Source organism: Nicoletella semolina (assembly GCF_004345745.1).
GTDB lineage: Bacteria > Pseudomonadota > Gammaproteobacteria > Enterobacterales > Pasteurellaceae > Nicoletella > Nicoletella semolina.
In genome coordinates, this window is the sequence record NZ_SLXJ01000001.1 from 264,592 (window position 1) to 284,235 (window position 19,644).

Annotated in this window: 17 protein-coding genes; 3 read left to right on the top strand and 14 right to left on the bottom strand. The window is 37.9% G+C overall.

Annotation, left to right across the window (positions count from 1 at the left end):
• Positions 1-348 precede the first annotated feature (348 nt).
• Positions 349-975, top strand: coding sequence for a superoxide dismutase [Mn] (gene sodA, locus EV693_RS01210; protein WP_132500573.1), 627 nt, complete (start codon positions 349-351; stop codon positions 973-975).
• 138 nt (positions 976-1,113) lie between these two features.
• Here the strand turns inward: sodA and EV693_RS01215 are convergent, their stop codons facing one another.
• From EV693_RS01215 to yjjG, 3 genes are read right to left on the bottom strand one after another with little or no spacing between them, the layout of a single operon-like run.
• Positions 1,114-1,743 (bottom strand): hypothetical protein, encoded by a 630-nt coding sequence (locus tag EV693_RS01215; RefSeq protein WP_132500604.1) that lies wholly within the window; start codon positions 1,741-1,743, stop codon positions 1,114-1,116.
• Positions 1,744-1,761: 18 nt separating this feature from the next.
• The gene (gene cysB / locus EV693_RS01220) at positions 1,762-2,745 is read right to left on the bottom strand and encodes an HTH-type transcriptional regulator CysB (protein ID WP_132500574.1); all 984 of its coding nucleotides are present in this window, start codon (positions 2,743-2,745) and stop codon (positions 1,762-1,764) included.
• Positions 2,746-2,773: 28 nt separating this feature from the next.
• Entirely contained in the window at positions 2,774-3,454 is a 681-nt protein-coding gene (gene yjjG, locus EV693_RS01225) for a pyrimidine 5'-nucleotidase (RefSeq protein ID WP_132500575.1), read from the bottom strand.
• Positions 3,455-3,676: 222 nt separating this feature from the next.
• Here yjjG and EV693_RS01230 point away from each other — a divergent pair, with 222 nt between their 5' ends.
• Positions 3,677-5,041, top strand: coding sequence for a hypothetical protein (locus EV693_RS01230; protein WP_132500576.1), 1,365 nt, complete (start codon positions 3,677-3,679; stop codon positions 5,039-5,041).
• A gap of 98 nt (positions 5,042-5,139) precedes the next feature.
• On the opposite strand, the gene dxs is transcribed toward EV693_RS01230, so the two are convergent.
• The 11 genes from dxs to EV693_RS01285 all read right to left on the bottom strand — a co-directional run bounded on the left by dxs (position 5,140) and on the right by EV693_RS01285 (position 18,735).
• Positions 5,140-7,014, bottom strand: a complete 1,875-nt coding sequence (gene dxs, locus EV693_RS01235) for a 1-deoxy-D-xylulose-5-phosphate synthase (RefSeq protein ID WP_132500577.1) — start codon at positions 7,012-7,014, stop codon at positions 5,140-5,142.
• Positions 7,015-7,150: 136 nt separating this feature from the next.
• Positions 7,151-7,963, bottom strand: a complete 813-nt coding sequence (gene suhB, locus EV693_RS01240; protein WP_132500578.1) for an inositol-1-monophosphatase — start codon at positions 7,961-7,963, stop codon at positions 7,151-7,153.
• A 706-nt stretch (positions 7,964-8,669) separates the two neighbouring features.
• Positions 8,670-9,875, bottom strand: coding sequence for a mannose-6-phosphate isomerase, class I (gene manA, locus EV693_RS01245; protein ID WP_132500579.1), 1,206 nt, complete (start codon positions 9,873-9,875; stop codon positions 8,670-8,672).
• 1 nt (position 9,876) lies between these two features.
• Positions 9,877-10,383: a DUF986 family protein gene (locus EV693_RS01250; protein WP_132500580.1), complete on the bottom strand. Its 507-nt coding sequence runs from the start codon at positions 10,381-10,383 to the stop codon at positions 9,877-9,879.
• Positions 10,384-10,496: 113 nt separating this feature from the next.
• Positions 10,497-11,333, bottom strand: coding sequence for a PTS mannose transporter subunit IID (locus EV693_RS01255; RefSeq protein ID WP_132500581.1), 837 nt, complete (start codon positions 11,331-11,333; stop codon positions 10,497-10,499).
• Between the two features lie 11 nt (positions 11,334-11,344).
• Positions 11,345-12,145 carry a PTS mannose/fructose/sorbose transporter subunit IIC gene (locus tag EV693_RS01260; RefSeq protein WP_132500582.1) on the bottom strand — a complete coding sequence of 267 codons (801 nt, stop codon included), beginning with the start codon at positions 12,143-12,145 and terminating at the stop codon, positions 11,345-11,347.
• Between the two features lie 10 nt (positions 12,146-12,155).
• The gene (gene manX, locus EV693_RS01265) at positions 12,156-13,154 is read right to left on the bottom strand and encodes a PTS mannose transporter subunit IIAB (RefSeq protein ID WP_132500583.1); all 999 of its coding nucleotides are present in this window, start codon (positions 13,152-13,154) and stop codon (positions 12,156-12,158) included.
• A gap of 390 nt (positions 13,155-13,544) precedes the next feature.
• Positions 13,545-15,140 (bottom strand): ABC transporter ATP-binding protein, encoded by a 1,596-nt coding sequence (locus EV693_RS01270; protein ID WP_132500584.1) that lies wholly within the window; start codon positions 15,138-15,140, stop codon positions 13,545-13,547.
• 12 nt (positions 15,141-15,152) lie between these two features.
• A complete protein-coding gene (oppC, locus tag EV693_RS01275; protein WP_132500585.1) occupies positions 15,153-16,070 on the bottom strand; it encodes an oligopeptide ABC transporter permease OppC in 918 nt (305 codons plus the stop codon).
• 10 nt (positions 16,071-16,080) lie between these two features.
• Positions 16,081-17,004: an oligopeptide ABC transporter permease OppB gene (gene oppB, locus EV693_RS01280; RefSeq protein ID WP_132500586.1), complete on the bottom strand. Its 924-nt coding sequence runs from the start codon at positions 17,002-17,004 to the stop codon at positions 16,081-16,083.
• Positions 17,005-17,097: 93 nt separating this feature from the next.
• Positions 17,098-18,735: an ABC transporter substrate-binding protein gene (locus EV693_RS01285; protein ID WP_132500587.1), complete on the bottom strand. Its 1,638-nt coding sequence runs from the start codon at positions 18,733-18,735 to the stop codon at positions 17,098-17,100.
• Positions 18,736-19,044: 309 nt separating this feature from the next.
• Here EV693_RS01285 and EV693_RS01290 point away from each other — a divergent pair.
• Positions 19,045-19,644 (top strand): hypothetical protein (locus tag EV693_RS01290; protein WP_132500588.1); only part of this gene is annotated, 600 nt, incomplete at its 3' end.

Here is a 19,644-nt window from a genome sequence, read left to right on the forward strand (position 1 = left end):
CCCGCACTATGTTTGAGCATAATGGTAATCATCATTGTCATAGTCGCACTAGCACGTTTCATAATATGAGAGATAGTGTAAAGGGTTGAGTAAAATTCTTGGCAGAAGAATGGATTACTTTGACCGATTTGTCAATTGTTTTAACAGAAGATATAGATAAATTTACGTTTACTGTCCTAAGGAATATTTAAAAATTTAATATTTTTTGATTTAGATTAAACAATGAGTGATTATTCGGTGATTTTTTGCTAGCATAATGCTCGGTTACTTAGGCAAGCACTGAATATCTGTAAAAATTTTGCAGATAAGATGTTGCTTGTAATTTTAACTTTAAAGAAGGACAAAAAAATGGCATACACACTTCCAGAACTTGGTTATAGCTATGATGCTTTAGAGCCACATTTTGATAAAGTAACAATGGAAATTCACCATTCTAAGCACCATCAAGCTTACATAAACAATGCAAACGCAGCATTAGAAGCTCACCCAGAATTACTCGAAAAATGTCCAAGCTGCTTGATTAAAGACTTAAATCAAGTACCTGCTGAAAAACGTGCTGCAGTTCGCAACAATGTGGGTGGGCATGTGAATCATACTCTTTTTTGGAAAGGATTGAAAACAGGTACAACGCTACAAGGTACACTAAAAGAAGCGATTATTCGTGATTTTGGTTCGGTTGAAAATTTTCAAGCAGAATTTGAAAAAACAGCGATTGGTCGATTTGGCTCTGGTTGGGCTTGGTTGGTTGTTAATCAAGGGAAATTATCGGTCGTTTCAACGGCAAATCAAGATTCTCCATTGATGGGCGAAGAAATTGCAGGTGTGTCTGGTTATCCAATTTTAGGTCTAGATGTGTGGGAACACGCTTACTATTTGAACTATCAAAATCGTCGCCCTGATTTTATTAAAGCATTCTGGAATATCGTAAACTGGGACGAGGCAGCACGCCGATTTGAGGAGCATCTCGCAAGTTAATCATTTTATTTCCTTCTCCTTGTCTTTTGTTTCTGATAGATAGGGGGAGGGAAAATTTTTTTAGTCGGTGTATGCGGTATGCTTCTTGACACTTAACATTAGTATCGTATAGGTGCTGCTTTTTCCCTTACTTTGAAGCTATTTGATAAAACGATCGAATTTTAGTTCGTAATGATCACCATCTCGATTGTAGCTGATATAGCGTGGAAATTTTTCACTTAACCATTTTTTTATCACTATCTCTTTATCATCGCCTGTTTTAAACTGATAGGTAATTTCTTCAATATTTTTTCCTTTGATACTTTTTGATTTTTGACTTTTATTTAGAACCACATTTTTAGCAGGGTACAATTTTTTACCATTTGTCGTTTGAAAATTATCAGGTAATTTATCGTAATAACTTAACTGAAATGCTAGGCTAAATAAGTCAAATGTAGGCAGCATTAAATGTTCTTTTTTTAGTGGCCCTTTTGTTTTCCCATATTGAATAGCATTTGCATCAAGTTCTGCCATTGCATAATTTTTACCATTGCGTGTATCACGATAACTTAATAGATGAAATTGCTGATTTTTTTCATAGCCCGTTGCAGAAAAAGTAATATTGTAAAGTGGCACATTCATCTTGGCTTGAATTTGATAATGTTCACCATCGTTTTTGAAGTGAATATAAGCAGGCATTAAGTAATTGGAGCTATATTTTATATTGAATTCTTCTGCGATGGCATTCTTAAAAAATAAGGTAAGCATTAATGCAATAGAGTATCTCATTAATTTTACTGGTTTCATTTATCGCGCCTCTAATTTTGTCTGTTCAAACAAGCGTAAAATCGCATTATTATCACGCAATTGTTCTGCTTCCTCCACTCGCATTTTCGTTAAATGTGGTGAAAAATAGTGAATAAAATCGTACATATAGTTTCGCAAAAACGTTCCTCGTTTAAAGGCAATTTGCGTCATACTGGATTGGAAGATATGACTTGCATCTATTGCAACGAGATCTTTATCGCTAGATGTGTATGCCATTGTCGCCATAATACCAATACCTAATCCAAGACGAACGTAGGTTTTTATCACATCGGCGTCCGTGGCGGTAAAAACGATATTAGGCAAAATGCCTACTTTATTAAAGGCGTGATCGAGATCAGAGCGCCCTGTAAAACCAAAGGTATAGGTAATTAAGTCATATTTGCCAAGTTCTTCGATAGTGAGTGGCTTATTTTGTTCCGCTTGTTTTGCAAGAGGGTGATCAGCTTGAACAATAACCGAGCGATTCCAGATATAGCAAGGAAGTAAAATGGCATTTTCAAATAGATATTGTGCTTCGGTAGTAATGGCTAAATCAACTTCTCCTGCCATTAATGCATCATAGATTTGAATGGGTGAACCTTGATGAAGATGTAGGCTGACATCAGGGTATCTAGTTTTAAACTTATCAATAATGGGGGGTAGCACATAACGAGCTTGAGTGTTTGTTGTTGCAATGCGTAATGTACCTCGATTCGGGCTGGTTTGTTCTTCTGCAACGGATTTAATGCTTTGTGCTTTAACGAGTAATTCTCGAGCAATAGCAACAATTTTTTCTCCAGATGGTGTAAGCCCTTTGATATGCTTTCCACTGCGTTCAAAAATATTAGTACCGAGTTCTTCTTCTAGTAAACGTACCTGTTTGCTGATTCCTGGTTGAGAAGTATAAAGGCTTTCTGCGGCTTCGGTGATATTTAAATTTTGATTAACGATCTCAACGATATAGCGAAGCTGTTGTAGTTTCATAAATCCTCTATTGTTTGCAAAATTTCAGCTAAATTCGACCGCTTACTAGATAAACTAGCTCAGACATTGAGTGAATTTCATAGTGTGGGGCGATTTCCGTTGTATTTTCTTGTTTCGTTGGGTTAAACCAGCAGGTATCAATACCCATATTCCTTCCCCCTTGGATATCAGAGGTAAGTGTATCACCAACCATTAATACGTTATTACGATCAAATTCTCCCATTTTAGAAAACGCAGCTTCAAAAATTTGGGGTGAAGGTTTCGCCACGCCTATTTCTTCTGATGTTATAACGAATTCAAAGAACTTTTCTGTATTTGTATTTGTCAGTCGTTTATGTTGTAAATATGTGAACCCATTGGTGATGATACCCATCTTAACCTTGCCGTGTAGGCTTTCAAGCATTCTATACACACCGTCTAAAGGCTGGCTAATTTGTGCCATCTCATTCATCAATTCTAAATTTAATTCAAGTGGTGTGCGTCCTGTTAATGTTGAAAAATGAGCGAAACGTATTGAGCGAAGCTCTTCGGCGGAAATTTCAGCATTTTGATAAGCTACCCATAATGGTTTATTTATTGCCTGAAATTGAGCATAGTCTTCTTTAGAATGCGAAATACCATAGCGTGAGAGTACATTTTTTAACCCTAAGTAAGAATGAAACGAAAATAGCGTTTCATCTGCATCAAATAAAATCCATTGATATTTCATATTTCCCAGATTAGGTCTCCAAATTAAATTGTATCTACCACAAAATGATATGGTCGATTTAAACGGAGTCATTCTAACTTATTTTTAAACTTATGATAATTGGCAAAGTACTTTAATTAGAGATATTTTACGTCTCAGGTGAAAATAGTATAATTTGTTATACAAGTTTGTTTTTCAGGCTTGGTTGTTGTTTTATTTACTGTTGTTATGGAGTTATATTTAATGAAGAAATATTCTAAACTTGCTACGATCACACTACTTTCCTTAATTTCAAGTGCTTGTGGCAGTGGAGGAAAATCAAATTATCGTAACGAAACCGCCACTTTCTCTATGAAAGAGCGTCAAAATATGGAGGAAGATGAACACAAAAAGCAAGAAGCTGAAGCTATAAGACGTAAAGAACAGGCTGAACGTGAACGTTTAGAAAAGGAACGTCAGCTTCAAGCTGAAAGAGCCCAAAAAGAGGAAGAGGAACGTAAAAAGCAAGAAGCTGAAGCTATGAGGCGTAAAGAGCAGGCTGAGCGTGAACGTTTAGAAAAGGAACGCCAGCTTCAAGCTGAAAGAGCTCAAAAAGAGGAAGAGGAACGTAAAAGGCAAGAAGCTGAAGCTATAAGACGTAAAGAACAAGCTGAACGTGAACGTTTAGAAAAGGAACGTCAGCTTCAAGCTGAAAGAGCCCAAAAAGAGGAAGAGGAACGTAAAAAGCAAGAAGCTATAAGGCGTAAAGAACAAGCTGAACGTGAACGTTTAGAAAAGGAACGTCAGCTTCAAGCTGAAAGAGTCCAAAAAGAGGAAGAGCAACGTAAAAAAGTTGAAAAAGAACGATTGGCTGCTGAACAAGAACGTCAAAAGGTGGAGGAAGAGAAAAATCGCTATGAGTATGAAGTGGTGGGTAAAAACCCTCCAACATTAAATAGCCAAGCGAATACAATCACGGTTTACGAATTTAGTCAGCCTAAAGATCCGCAACATTCTAGATATAATGGGCAGGAAATCATTTTAACACGTACGGAAAAACACTTGCCACTTGCAGAAATTTCCTCAAATAACAATGAATTAGGTAAAGATTATGAACTGCATAAAATTGGAAAAGCACTCTATTATGGCTATTATGCTCATTCTTTATCGGACAACCTTACTTCTGCAGATGGACGTTATCACGCTTATTTTGCGGTTTTAAATAGTGCATATAAAACAGAGATTCCGACTGAATTAAATGCAACATATAAAAAAACAGATGGCGTACTTTATGGTGCAAAAGAGCATAGTGGTAATGCAATTCCTGCCCGTATTACTTATAAAGGTGATCTTGAATTAAAATTTGAGAATAATAATGCCTATGGTGGTATATATGACACTGTTAATGGCAGTAATGAAAAAGTATTCAATCTTTCTGGAAATGTTTATGGAATTATTATTGATCCCCTAGCAACAAATCCCTTGAATATTCGAGATAAAGCTATTGTTCAATACAGTGATTTATATTTTATTGATTCTGAACCAGACAAAAAAGATCATAAGTATATTACAGGAGTAGCAGACGCCGATAGTTGGAAAGTAATGTTTGTTGGAGAGAAAACAGACTAAGCAGATCTAAGAGATAATTAGATAGAACACTCCCTTAAACTTGCCAAAACTTTCAAAAAGTTAAGGGAGTAAAAATAAAAAGATAATATATAGAAACATCAACTTAATTGTTTCAAATGCTGTGCAATCTTTTCTCTTATTCCTGCTGAATCAATGCCTAAATCGGCATAGGCTTCTGATTGTGTTGCTTGAGGTATGAAAAAATCAGGAATACCTAACATAACAAGCGGTTTGGTTATATGTGAGTTTTGCAAAAACTCGTTTACCGCACTGCCTACACCGCCCTGAATAGCATTTTCTTCTAAAGTCACCAGCAAATCGTGAGTATTTGCCAATTCAAGAATCAAATCAGTATCAAGTGGTTTAGCAAAACGCATATCAGCTAACGTATATCCTTGCTGTTCGGCAACAGTTTTTGCTTCATTAAGTAAAGTGCCAAAGTTGAGTATTGCCACTTTTTTTCCTTGTTGCTGACTCGCTTCAAAAATAACACTTCCCTTTCCAATTTCAAGCGGCTGCATCGGCTCAAGGGTTACACCTTGCGCATTCCCACGAGGATAACGCACTGCGACAGGAGAATTCATGGTATAGGCCGTGTAGAGCATTTGACGCATTTCGTTTTCATTGCTAGGACACATAATTGTCATATTTGGAATACAACGCATAAAACTCAAGTCAAATGCCCCTTGGTGCGTTTGTCCATCAGCCCCCACAATACCTGCACGATCGATAGCAAAAATCACAGGTAGGTTTTGGATTGCGACATCGTGAATTAATTGATCATAAGCACGCTGTAAGAACGTGGAGTAAATTGCTACAACAGGCTTATAGCCTGCAATGGCTAGTCCTGCCGCAAAGGTAACAGCGTGTTGTTCTGCAATAGCCACATCAAAGTACTGTTCTGGAAAGCGACGTGAAAATTCAACCATTCCTGATCCTTCACGCATTGCAGGTGTGATACCAATAATCTTTGGATCTTGTGCTGCCATATCGCATAACCAGTCGCCAAAAATGGTGGAGTAAGTGGGTACAGATTTGGTTTGAGGTAGCTTTCCACTGAGGTGATTGAATTGTGGTACGCCGTGAAAACCGATCGGATCTTCTTCCGCTGGGCTATAGCCTTTTCCCTTTTTAGTTTTAATATGCAGGAATTGTGGGCCTGACATATTTCGCATATTTTTTAACGTACTGATTAATTCCTCAATATCGTGTCCGTCAATTGGACCAATATAATTAAATCCTAGCGTCTCAAACATTGTACCGACTGGCGAGACAAAGCCTTTGACTTGTTCTTCAGTACGCCGAACAAATTCTTTGATTGGAGGCAGTCCAGAGAGTAATTTTTTACCGCCTTCACGCAAGGTACTGTAAAACGACCCTGTAAATAGGCGAGCAAGATGGTTATTTAACGCCCCCACATTTTCTGAAATTGACATTTCATTGTCGTTTAAAATTACTAGCATATCGGTATGGATTGAACCTGCGTGATTAATCGCTTCAAATGCCATTCCAGCGGTAATTGCTCCATCACCAATTACACAAACCGTTTTACGCCCTGCATTTTCTTTCTCAGCAGCAACGGCAATGCCAAGCCCTGCACTGATTGAGGTAGAGGAATGTCCGACACTTAACACATCATAAGGGCTTTCTTCACGCCAAGGGAAAGGGTGCAAACCATTTTTTTTACGAATCGTACACATTAAATCACGGCGACCAGTGAGGATTTTGTGCGGATAGGCTTGATGTCCTACGTCCCAAATGAGTTGATCGAAAGGTGTTTGATAAACATAATGTAAGGCAACAGTTAGTTCAACAGTCCCTAGTCCAGAAGCTAAATGCCCACTTGTTTGACTAACCGATTCAAGTAAATAGGCACGCAATTCATCGCAAAGAGGTTGGAGTTTTTCTTTGGGTAATAAGCGTAAATCATCTGGTGAATTAATTTGACTTAACAATGGATAGGTTTTTTGCATAATATTCCATCTTTAAATTTCGCAGAAACTTGCTGAAACAAGTGGTGTATAATCAGGAAATTCTTGCAAATGTTACAAATTTTGCAGATATTACATTTGCAATATTTTCTCAAAAAATGATCGCTTATCATATCAATCAGTTTTTCAAGTCTTCGGTAAGTACAGGTTGAATGTGAGTTAAAATTGCCTTGACTACACGTCCTTGCCCTACAACCAAATTACCTGATTTTAAATAGTCTGACCCACCAACAAAATTACTCACTAATGCACCTGCTTCTCGAGCAATTAATTCACCAGCGGCACAATCCCACGGTTTTAAGCCAATTTCAAAATAGCCGTCAAGACGGTTAGCGGCAACGTAAGCTAAGTCTAAGGCAGCCGATCCAGTACGACGGAAATCTGCAACACCATTTTTTAACAATACCTCAATCATATTCAAATGGGCATTTTGATGTTTAGTTACTTTGAATGGAAAACCTGTTGCAATAATTGAACCTGTCAAGTCTCTGAGTTCACCATTCACTCGAAGACGAAACTCGTTTAATTTTGCACCTTTTCCACGCACGGCAGTAAAGAGCTCGTTGCGAATCGGATCGTAAACTACGCCAACTTCTGTTCTACCAGCTACTCTAATTGCAATTGAAACGGCAAAATGCGGAAAACGTTTGATAAAATTTGTTGTACCGTCAAGCGGATCAATTATCCACTGTACATCGTTATTTTTGCCCTTAATAACCCCCGATTCTTCGCCCACAATGCTATGTTCAGGATAAGATTTGCGTATTACTTCTATAATTGCTTCTTCTGCGGCTTTATCCACAGCGGTAGCGTAGTCATTTATGCCTTTTGCTGAAATTTGTGTGTCAGAGACAGATTGCTCATAACCTTTGGTAATAATATTGCCTGCTTTTCTTGCTGCACGAATAGCGATGTTTAACATTGGATTCATAATTGCACCTGATTTTAAAGAACGTATTTGAATAATATATGCGAGAAACAAAAAGACTTTGGATTATAACAGATAAGGAAAGCAGAGCAATGAAAATGAAAGCATAATTGGAAACAGGGTTTACGTTATGCGTTAGTTTCTGATTCTCATTTAGAGGAAACTTAGCAGCACATAGTCAAACTAAAATTTCGGAAGCAAGGCATTATTGAATTATCTCTTTAAGTACTACGAGTATGGTGGTACAAAAGCGTAAACATCATAGCGATTGCCGTTCTGAATCTATGGTAAATGGTCACTTGAATTTATATGCTTGGGGAGAGAGAGGTAGAAATTCAACGAGATAGAAGTAAAGCGGGGTTTTTCAATACAAGTTAGATGAGACACGAGAAGTCGTTAGAGAGTATTGTGCGGCTATATTTGAGTGTGCCACGAGGAAAGAAAAATATTTTTTATCTATAAAAGTGATAGTGTGTTAGATATTACTCTAAGTATGACCGTTGTAGTAGATATAAAAATGGGAGAAAAGATATTTCCAATATTTAATCAAAACCGATTACTCGTATGAAGCAAGCATTACAAGAGAGATAATAGCGAATCTTAGTTTTATCCATTATTTACCTTTATTTACTACAAAAAGCTAACTTTTGGGGAAAGTTAGCTTTTTATCCAAATAGTCCCATTTAATATAAGTTAATTGTATACTTATTTATGGCACTGTAGCGATAACTGCATAGCCATCTGTTTCTGCGATAATATCAATCTTTTCTTGTGCAGGAATAAAAATGGCTTCACCTTGTGATAGATAGAGATTGTCATCGCCTAGGTCAATAAATAGATTGCCTTGCATAATAAGTAGAATACTGGCGCTGGTTGTGCTAAAAATTTTCTCATCAAATGGTTTAAATTGCAGATGAGTTAGGGCAAAATCCTCGGCTTCTGGCGTTGGATACAGATGAATATCGTGTTCTTCATTTTCGAATGCTGGAATAATTTTAGGCGTAATAGGCTGGTAATTGATAGTATGTAACAGTGCTGGAATATCAATATATTTAGGCGTTAGTCCACCACGAATGACATTATCAGATGCTGCCATTAATTCAATATTTTGTCCTCGTAAATAGGCGTGTGGTAAGCCTGCCCCTTGATAAATTCCTTCACCTTTTTTGAGATGAACAATGTTAAAAAAATAGAAACAGAGTAAACCTGCATCAAGTTTATCAAGTGATATATTCATTGCATCAAGGCAATAAAATACCCAATATTCTGGCTCCGTGAGTTTAATTTTGTTTTGTTGGTAGGGGGTTCTTTGTTGTTCAATAATTGGCAGCAGCCAACTGGAAAGTTGGGATTGGTTTGCTTGCATAATTTCGGAGTAGACAGTAGCCAAACCTCTTTCTTCCAACGCTTGTACAAGCGGTGCTAAAGATGGGAATTTTTGCAAACTGTCTTTGATGTCATTAACAGGCTTGAAACCGTGCAATAGCCAAAAATCAGACAAAGCAATCATCATTTCAGGCTTGTGATTGGTATCCTTGTAGGTTCGATTTTGTGCATTTAATGGAATGCCAGCTTCATTTTCTTTTAAAAAACCTTGTTCAGCCTCTTTCTTCGAGGGGTGAAGCTGTATAGAAAGTGGTTTTTTTACATCAAGAATTTTTAGTAGGAAAGGTAATTCATCGCCAAATTTTGCACGACTTGCCTCACCTAATAAAGTAGGATCATTATCGATAAGTTTATCTAGAGGGAGGGAGTGTTCTTGAAATTCGATTGATGAGGGAGAAGAACGATGAGCACCTAGCCAGTATTCAGCGTAGGGCTGAGAACTTGGGTTATTCAGTTTCAGCCAATGCGGAATAAAATTTTCTCCGCCCCAATCATAATGTTGAAAAGTACCTTTGAGTTTGAAAACCATTTTATTTCCTTATTGAATGATTAGATGATTTATAGCCACCGAAAAATGCAACAACTTGCTCTGCATCTTGTAAATTTGGAATATTCGCTACTAGCCGTTTCCCATTTTTAAGATCGATAACAAAAAGATGTTCTGTTAGCTTCTTTTTATTTTGCGTATGGGATAGATTCAGTTGAGCAATTTTATCATATTCAACGTAGAGATTATGAATAAAAAAGCCTCTTTCCTTCAAAATTAACCGAGGTTTGCGAATAAATGCGATGTAGACCGTAAGCAGAATACTGATTGAAAATAAAAATATACTGAATGCAGATAAAGAATGATGAATGAATCCTTGATAAATGAGAATAATGATTAAGCCAATGATGATAACTGCTTCAAAGCTGGATTGGCGTTGTAGTAAGATATTCAGTTTTACATTGCCTTTTAGACGAATAATGATGAATTGTTCATAAAATATATACGAAAAGGTCAGTAAAATAGCGACAAGTAGCAGAGTATTGATCATAGACGAGTATAAATGATGGAAAGACCGCCTATTAAACAAGCGGTCATTTTATCTAAAATAAATGCAATATGTTACTCAATATTACTTAGGCAAATATTGCAGGTAAAGGCGGCTTAGGCAAGTAATCCTGTCCACGCACCAAAGATACCGATTGCAAAGAAGCCAACGATAATCCATAAAGCGTTCACACGATTACGCAATAACCACATACAAGCAAAAGTGAGTAGTAGTGGTAATAGACCTGGCATTAAGCTGTCTAGGATATTTTGTACGGTTGTAACTTCAAGTGTACCATCTTGTTTTTGGATTTCTGAGACAATAAACGGAACATTAATACTTGTCCATTTTTGTACCAATGCCCCCATAATAAAGAGGCCAAGAATAGATGCACCTTCCGTGAGTTTTTGCAGTAAGCCCCCGCTCATATCTTGTACAACATCTAAGCCTTTTTTATAGCCGTAAGTCACGCCAAAATAGCGAGTCGCTAAACGTACGATGTTAAATAAGACAAAGAATAAAATTGGACCTAAGATATTGCCTTGTACTGCTAAGCCTGCACCTAATGCAGCAAATACAGGACGTGCGGTTCCCCAATAAATTGGATCACCCACGCCTGCCAAAGGACCCATTAAACCGACTTTGATACCATTAATTGCCGCATCATCAATTGGTTTACCGTTTGCACGCTCTTCTTCCATCGCAATGGTTACACCTAAAACTGGTGCTGCAACGAATGGTTGAGTATTGAAGAATTCAAGATGGCGTTTAATCGCATCTTTACGTTCTTGAGAATTTGGATCTGGGTATAAACGTTTGATCACAGGAGCGATAGAGTAAGCAAAGCCTAAAGCCTGCATACGCTCAAAGTTCCACGAACCTTGGAAAAGATTTGAACGGCGAACAACCGCATTTAAATCGCTTTGTGTTACTTTTCTGATTTCAGTTGTCATTTTTTTGCCTCTTAGTCAAGTCTGTTGTCTAAATCATTACCACTGCTTACAACCTGTACAACTTGTTTACTTTGGTTGTATTTCGGGTGTAATTGAATGTAGAGAATAGCCGTTACTGTACCAAGTACACCAAGTGCAACAAGGTTAAAATCTGTGAAGGCTGCGATGACGAAGCCTGCATAGAAGAATGGCATTAAATGACCTGCACGCATCATATTGATAACCATTGCATACCCCACTACAGCAATGAAGCCACCTGCAATCTTCAAGCCTAATGTAACAACTGCTGGAATAGCCTGTAACATTGTTTGGACGCTATCTGTTCCTGCTGTTACCGCAACAATCAATGACGGAATCGCAATACGCATCGCTTGGAGCAACAAGGCAGTAAGGTGAATCCAGTCGAGTTTATTTAAATCGCCAGTCTCAATCACTTTATCTGCTGCATGTTGGAAACCCACTGTAATTGCACGCACAACATAGGTTAATACTTGACCTGCCGCTGCTAATGGAATCGCCAATGCGATTGCAGTTGGAATATCTTGACGACCAACGATAACCAAGATAGTTGAAACAACAGAAGCGAGTGCTGCATCAGGTGCGAGTGCTGCACCGATATTCATCCAGCCAAGTGCAAGTAGTTCTAATGAACCGCCTACAATCACGCCCGTTTTCATATCACCTAAAACTAGACCAATTAAGGTACAAGCAACGAGTGGACGGTGAGTTTGCCATTCATCAAGTATTGAACCCATACCACAGATACAAGACACGAGGAAGACAAGTACAATTTGGAGAGTTGAAATTTCCATAATAGTTTCCTTAGAGTAGGTTATTTTTCTTGAGTAAATCCATCATATATTGACGAGAATCATTCGACACTTTACGCACATCTAACTCAATGCCTTTTTCGTGTAAGGCTTTGAATGCAGTAATATCTTTCTCATCAACGGCAACCGCAGAGGTAATCATTTTTTTACCATCTTTATAAGCAATGCCACCAATATTGATAGATTTAAATTCTACGCCAGCTTCCATTAAACGTACAACGTCTGTTGGATTGGTGAAAAGTAACATCATACGCTCGTCAGCATATTCAGCATTGTTGTAAACACGAATCATTTTTTCGATACCAACAACGTGTGCGGTAACCCCTGGAGGTGCAACGCTTTTTAACATACTAGAACGAACTTGGTCTTTCGCCACATCATCATTGACAACAACAATGCGACTAACACGGCTTTCTTTTGTCCAACGTGTTGCCACTTGACCGTGAATTAAGCGGTCATCAATACGAGCAAGACCAATGACTAAGTGTCCTACACCATTGCTTTGTACTTTAGCAGGCTCCGCAGGGGCTGAAGTTTGAGTAGTAGCGGTCGATTTTGGCTCAGATTTTGCAGCAGGTTCAGCGGCTTGTTCTTGATATCGTAATGCACGCACACCGCCACGTCCTGTTTCTAATGCTACTTCAACGAGTTCGTTTAAAGATGGATTATCATCTCTTGCCATAAAGGTTTCGACTAACATTGGCACGTTTACACCCGTTACAATATCCATATTGTTTTTGCCTTCAGCAACACGGTTTGCTGCATTAAATGGACTTCCTCCCCAAGTATCAACTAAGAACAGCACTTGATCACAGTGTGCTAATTCATTAGCGAGCTTGGCTTGGTATTTTCCCATAATGGTTTCAGCATTTTCACCAGGAACAAAATCAATGTATGCCACATCATTTTGTTCACCGATCAACATCTCGGTTGTTCTGAGAAGTTGCTCTGCTGCTACTCCGTGGGTTGCTATAATAATAGCAATGGTCATTAGAGCCTCCTTGTTGGTTTGTTTTCTAATTTTGATTTAAGTTGTAATTCAAGTTGCGAATTCTAATCCACTGCAACAAAATTTAAAATACATTTATTTAGATTAATTTACATTTTTTATAAAAAACGTGATTTCAGCGAAAAAATAGATAAGAATTATGGCAAAGTTGGCAATTTTTGAGCGGAAATTGAATAAAATAAAGGAAGTAAGTGGTCGTTTTTTAGCATCTTTCTGCAAAATATTTGTTGATATAAAATGTTTTGTCAATAATGATGAGGAAAATATGGCGTTTATTTTGTGGATAAGGAAATAAGAACGGAGGACAAAAAAGAGATGCAGATGATTTAATCATACTGCTATCTCTTTGTTGATATTATTTAAAAATAAGTTTTAAAGATTTGATGCTTTAATCAAGCGTTGAGTGTAAGTCTCTTTCGGATTGTCAAAAATTTGCTGTACTGTTCCGCTTTCAACTACCTCACCTTTACTCATAACGATGACACGATCACTTAACGCTCGTACAACAGAGAGATCGTGGCTAATAAAGATGTAGCTTAAACCGTATTTTTTCTGTAATTGGTTGAGTAATTCAACAACGGTAATTTGCGTTGAACGGTCAAGTGCAGAAGTGGGTTCGTCAAGCAACACAAATCTTGGCTCAAGAATAATCGCTCGTGCAATCGCAATACGTTGTCGCTGTCCGCCCGAAAATTCATGTGGGTATCTGTTTATCATTGCAGGTGAGAGATTCACTTCCTCAAGCGTTTTCATCACTTTTTCACGGCGTTCATTTTTACTCATATTTGGATAATGTACCGCTAAGCCTTCACCGATAATTTCACCCACTGTTAATCGAGGTGAGAGAGAATTAAACGGATCTTGGAATACCATTTGCATATCTTTTTTGAGAGTTTTTCTATCTGCTTTGGATAAATTAGCAATGGATTTATCTGCAAATTCAATATTGCCCCGATATTCAAGGATCTGCATAATGGCTCGTCCAAGCGTGGATTTACCTGAGCCTGATTCTCCCACAATACCTAATGTTTCTCCCACTTTTAATGCCAGTGAAATATTTTTTACGGCACGGAAGACTTTTTTCGGTTTACCAAATAGTGAACGTTTTAAAATGTAATCCACATCAACATTATTCGCTTGAACGAGTGTTGAAACACTCTCTGGTAGCGGTTGTTTGAGATTTGCTGGAATTGGTGTTAGTAATTCAATGGTATAAGGGTGCTGTGGATTATTAAACACGGCTTGTGTTTCGCCACGTTCGATAATTTGCCCATTTTGCATTACACAAACCATATCGCTGTATTTCTGCACAAGACGTAGGTCGTGAGAAATTAAGATGATTGCCATACCCATTTCACGTTGCAGTTCAAGCATTAAATCAAGGATCTCCGCTTGAGTAGTTACGTCTAATGCCGTTGTGGGTTCATCAGCAATTAATAAATCGGGTTTATTAATAATTGCCATTGCGATCATAATACGTTGTAATTGTCCGCCTGAAAATTCGTGCGGATAGCAATTTAATTTTTTGGCAGCATCAGGGATTTTTACTTTTTCTAACATTGCCAGTGTTAATTTGGTGGCTTCAGTTTGACTAATATTTGGGTTATGCGTGCTAACCGCCTCTGCAACCTGTTCGCCAATTGGCATAAATGGATTGAGCGATGTCATTGGTTCTTGAAAGATCATTCCGATTCTATCGCCTCGAATTTCACGCATTTCATTTTCATTCAGACTTAAAATCTCACGTTCTTCAAATACAATGGAAGAATCGTTGCTATAGCTAACGATATTTTTAGGCAGTAATTGCATAATTGCCATTGAGGTAACTGATTTTCCAGAACCTGATTCCCCTACGATGGCTAATGTTTGTCCTTTTTCAATATCAAAAGAGACAGAACGCACGGCGTGTACAATTTCTTCATCGGTTTTAAGGTAAACGTTTAAGTTTTTTACATCTAACATTTTCATTTCGTTATATCCTTATTTGTCTTTAGGATCGAGTGCATCACGCAGACCATCACCGATAAAATTAAAGCAAAAGAGTGTTAAGCATAAGAAAAAGGCAGGAAAACCTAGTAACCAAGGAGAGGTTTCCATCTGAGCTGCACCATCGCTTAACAACGCTCCCCAGCTACTCATAGGCTCTTGTGTTCCTAAGCCTAAGAAACTTAAGAAAGATTCAAACAGAATCAATGCAGGAACCTCTAAAGAAGCGTAGACCGCTACAATACCTAATACATTTGGGATAATATGTTTCCAAATAATTTGACGGCGTGGCACGCCACACACAATCGCAGCCTCAACAAATTCTTTATTTTTGAGACTTAACGTTTGTCCTCGTACGATACGAGCTAAGCCGAGCCAAGCTATCATACCAATCGCAACAAAGATTAAGAGGATATTTTGCCCAAAGAAGGTCACGAGCAAAATGATAAAGAACATAAATGGGAAAGAGCCAAGAATCTCAATTAAACGCATCATCACCATATCAGTTTTACCGCCGACATAGCCAGAAATCGCTCCATAGAGTGTACCAATAATTACAGCAATGATCGCACCAAGCACACCAACCATTAAAGAAATTCGCCCACCCACAGCAATTCTTACTAGCAGATCACGCCCAGAAGCATCTGTACCTAAATAATGTCCTGATTCAAAATCAGGCGCCGCACTCATCATATTCCAATCGGTGTTATCGTAAGTAAACGGCATCAACATTGGGGCAAAAATAACAAAAAGCACCACGAAAAAAAGAATAATTAAGCTGGCAACCGCAGCTTTATTACGAAAGAAACGGCGGCGAGCATCTTGCCAAAGGCTACGTCCTTCAAGAATAGCTTCGTTTGATTGTTCAACTAATTTATCAGCAAATTCTTGCTTATTTTTATTCGCTAACATTTCACACTCCCTATGAATAACGAATTTTTGGATCAATAACTGCATAGAGAATATCTACGATAGCATTGAATAAAATTGTTAATGAACCAACAAGAATGGTTAAAGTTAAGACCAATGAGTAATCACGGTTTAATGCACCATTTACAAAAAGCTGCCCTAAACCAGGTAAGCCAAATACGCTTTCAATCACCATTGACCCTGTAATAATACCGACAAAAGCAGGACCTAAGTAGGTGATAACAGGCAACAGTGCAGGGCGTAATGCGTGTTTAAAAATAATTTTACGCATTGGCAAGCCTTTGGCTTTGGCGGTACGAATAAAATTGGAATGTAATACTTCGATCATTGAGCCTCGAGTAATACGGGCAATACCCGCCACATAGCTAATGGTTAAAGAAAGTACAGGCAATACCATATAGTAAACTTGCCCACCATTCCAGCCACCAGCAGGTAGCCATTTTAAATAGATAGCAAAAAATAGCACAAGTAACGGAGCAAAAACAAAACTTGGCACAATCACGCCAGTCATTGCAAATCCCATCACAATATAATCCCATCGACTATTTTGTTTAAGAGCGGCAATCGTACCTGAGAGTAACCCAATGGTTACTGCAAAAATAAATGCCACAATACCTAATTTCAATGAAACAGGAAAAGCAGAAGCCACAAGATCGTTCACCGTTTGATCTTTATATTTAAACGAAGGGCCAAAATCACCTTGAGCAAGATCGGTCAAATAAATGAAATATTGTTTATAGAGGGGTTCATTTAAATGGTATTTCGCTTCAATATTTGCCATCACTTCGGGTGGATAGGCTCTTTCTGAGGTAAATGGACTGCCTGGAGCTAGACGCATTAAAAAGAAAGAAAAAGTAATCAGAATAAAAAGCGTTGGCAGAGCTTCCAATAGCCTTTTGACAATAAATTTCAACATTCGTGTATCTCCGTCCGTGTTGAACAGTGGTGAATATAAGTAAAGCGGTGAGATCTTTGCAAAATTTTGCAAAAAAGCCACCGCTTTAATTAACTATTGTTTAATCAAGTAAAGATTTCTTAGGTAAACATTATCTTGAGGATCTTTACCTGTATAACCTTTTACATAAGGTTTAACTAAACGGGTATTCACATAATTATACACTGGAACGACAGCATAGTCTTTCGCTAAAATGGCTTCCGCTTTCGCATAAGCAGCTTCACGTCCAGCGACATCTGTTGCTAGATAAGATTCTGCTACTGCATCGTCATACTCTTTGCTCTTATAAAAAGCAGTGTTATTAGTTGAATTTGAAAGGAAATAATTTACAAACGATGTTGCGTGATTGTAATCTGCCGACCAGCCAGCACGAGCTGCATCGGATTTACCGCTTTTGCGAGTTTCCAAATAAGTTTTCCACTCTTGGTTTTCTAATTTAACTTCAATTAAACCTTTTGTATTGGCTTTCCACAATGAAGCTGCTGCGATCGCCACTTTTTTATGGTTTTCATTGGTATTATAAAGTATCGTAAATTTAAGCGGATTAGACTTACTGTATCCTAATTCTTCCAATAATTTAATTGCTTTTTCGCTACGTTTAGACATTGGCAAAGAAGCGTACTCAGCTTGCTGAATCGCACCGCCCTCAGCGGCATAGGTTGGTGTGAATACATAAGTGGGTGTTTGACCTTGTGCTAATACTTTATCAGTAATCACATTACGATCTAACGCAAGATTTACTGCTTCTCGCACTTTAATATTATCAAATGGAGCTTTACTGTGATTTAGTTCATACATATAAGTTGAAAGCGTTCTGACCACAAACACTTCATTTGGAATTTCCGCTTTTAACTTAGGAAATAATTCTGGTGGTAAGCCGTAGTTAGTGATATCAATTTCGCCTGCACGGTAGCGTTGCACATCAGTATTTGGCGAAGGAATGCTAAGGAAAGTTGCTTTATTAATCACTGTTTCTTTATCATTCCAATAATGAGGATTACGTTCAAACACAATTTTCTCATTAATGACGTGATCAACTAATTTATAAGCGCCATTACCGACATAGTTTTCTTTTTTCACCCATTCATCACCAAATTTTTCTACCACTTTTTGGGGGACAGGCAATACAGATTGGTGAGTCGTCATACCTGCTAGATAAGGGACAGGATTACTTAAGGTTAGCTGAAAAGTATAATCATCAACTGCTTTTAAACCTAACTCTTCAGGTTTTTTCCTACCATCAATCACATCTTGAGCATTCTCAATTTGTAAATAATTTAAATAACTTGCATAAGGGGAACCTGTTTTAGGATCGGCTAAACGTCTCCAAGAAAAGACAAAATCGTGAGCCGTAACAGGATCGCCATTGGACCATTTAGCTTCAGGGCGTAATTTAAATGTCCATTGTTTAAAATCAGGTGTACTTTCCCAAGAAATTGCCGCTGCTGGAATTAAATTCCCATCACTGTCTTTACTGATCAATCCTTCAAGTAACTGGTATGAAATTTGGGACTCAGGCACTCCTTCGGTTTTGTGAGGGTCAAAACTTTGCGGCTCAGAGCCGTTATTAATCACAATCTCTTGTTTTTCTGCCAACACAGTGCCAGCAGGCACATTTGCCGCCATCGCACCTACCGATAAACCAAGTGCAATCGTAGAGGCTAAAAGTGAACGAATAAATGTTGTTTGCATAGAAATTCTCCCAAAGTGTATAAATTATCGTAATTTGTAGCTTAAAAACGATGATTTGTAAAGTTTTCGTTAATCTTAAAGTGATTTTAACTTATCTAGATTCATTCATTGCTTTCGCTCTCTCGCTCATCGGAAAGGACTGTTCGCAAGAGTGAAGGAGGGATAAATTTAAAAATTTTTTTTGCAAATTTTCTGATTTTTTTGACCGCTCATCGCTTGACAAAATATGCGGGGGGGGGGGGATAATCCGTGGTTAAGTCGCTGTCTGTATTAGACAGTGTAATATTACTTAACTTGGAGAATAATATTATGCAAAAATCTGTGTTTAGCTTAAAGAAGTCTGTTGTGGCCTTGGCTGTGTTGAGTGTGAGTAGTGTGGGGGCGGCTCAGAATTCTAGCAATAATAATCCAGAACTTAGTCAGAAGATTGTAGAGAATTCAAAAATAGAAACTGAACTCTCTGCACTAAATGATATTGCAGATTTGGCTTACAATGCTGTTTATATTAATAACGTTTATAAACGGCTACAGGCTTCTGTTGCTCGGAATGGAAATAGTGTGTTGGGAGCTTGGTCTATAGCCACGGATGCATTGACTAAACAGTTAGGACTAATGGAGAATATAAGAAGAGGGAATGTTGATATTTCTTCATTGAAGAATGATATAATCAAAATAAAGTCAGAAAAGCAAAATTCCTTAAAAGCATTAGAGCAGATTGGAAATCAATCTCCCACAGACAGCAGTTTGATTACAGCACTTGCTAATCAGGTAGTTATTAATCAGAAGTTACGAGAATTAGTTGTGGGGTCTCGTGAACAATTAAAGCTAGACATTGACCGTTTGGACGATGTGGTGAAGGGACATAGGGAGGAGATTAATTGGTTGAAATCTGACCTAGAAGATGCGGTA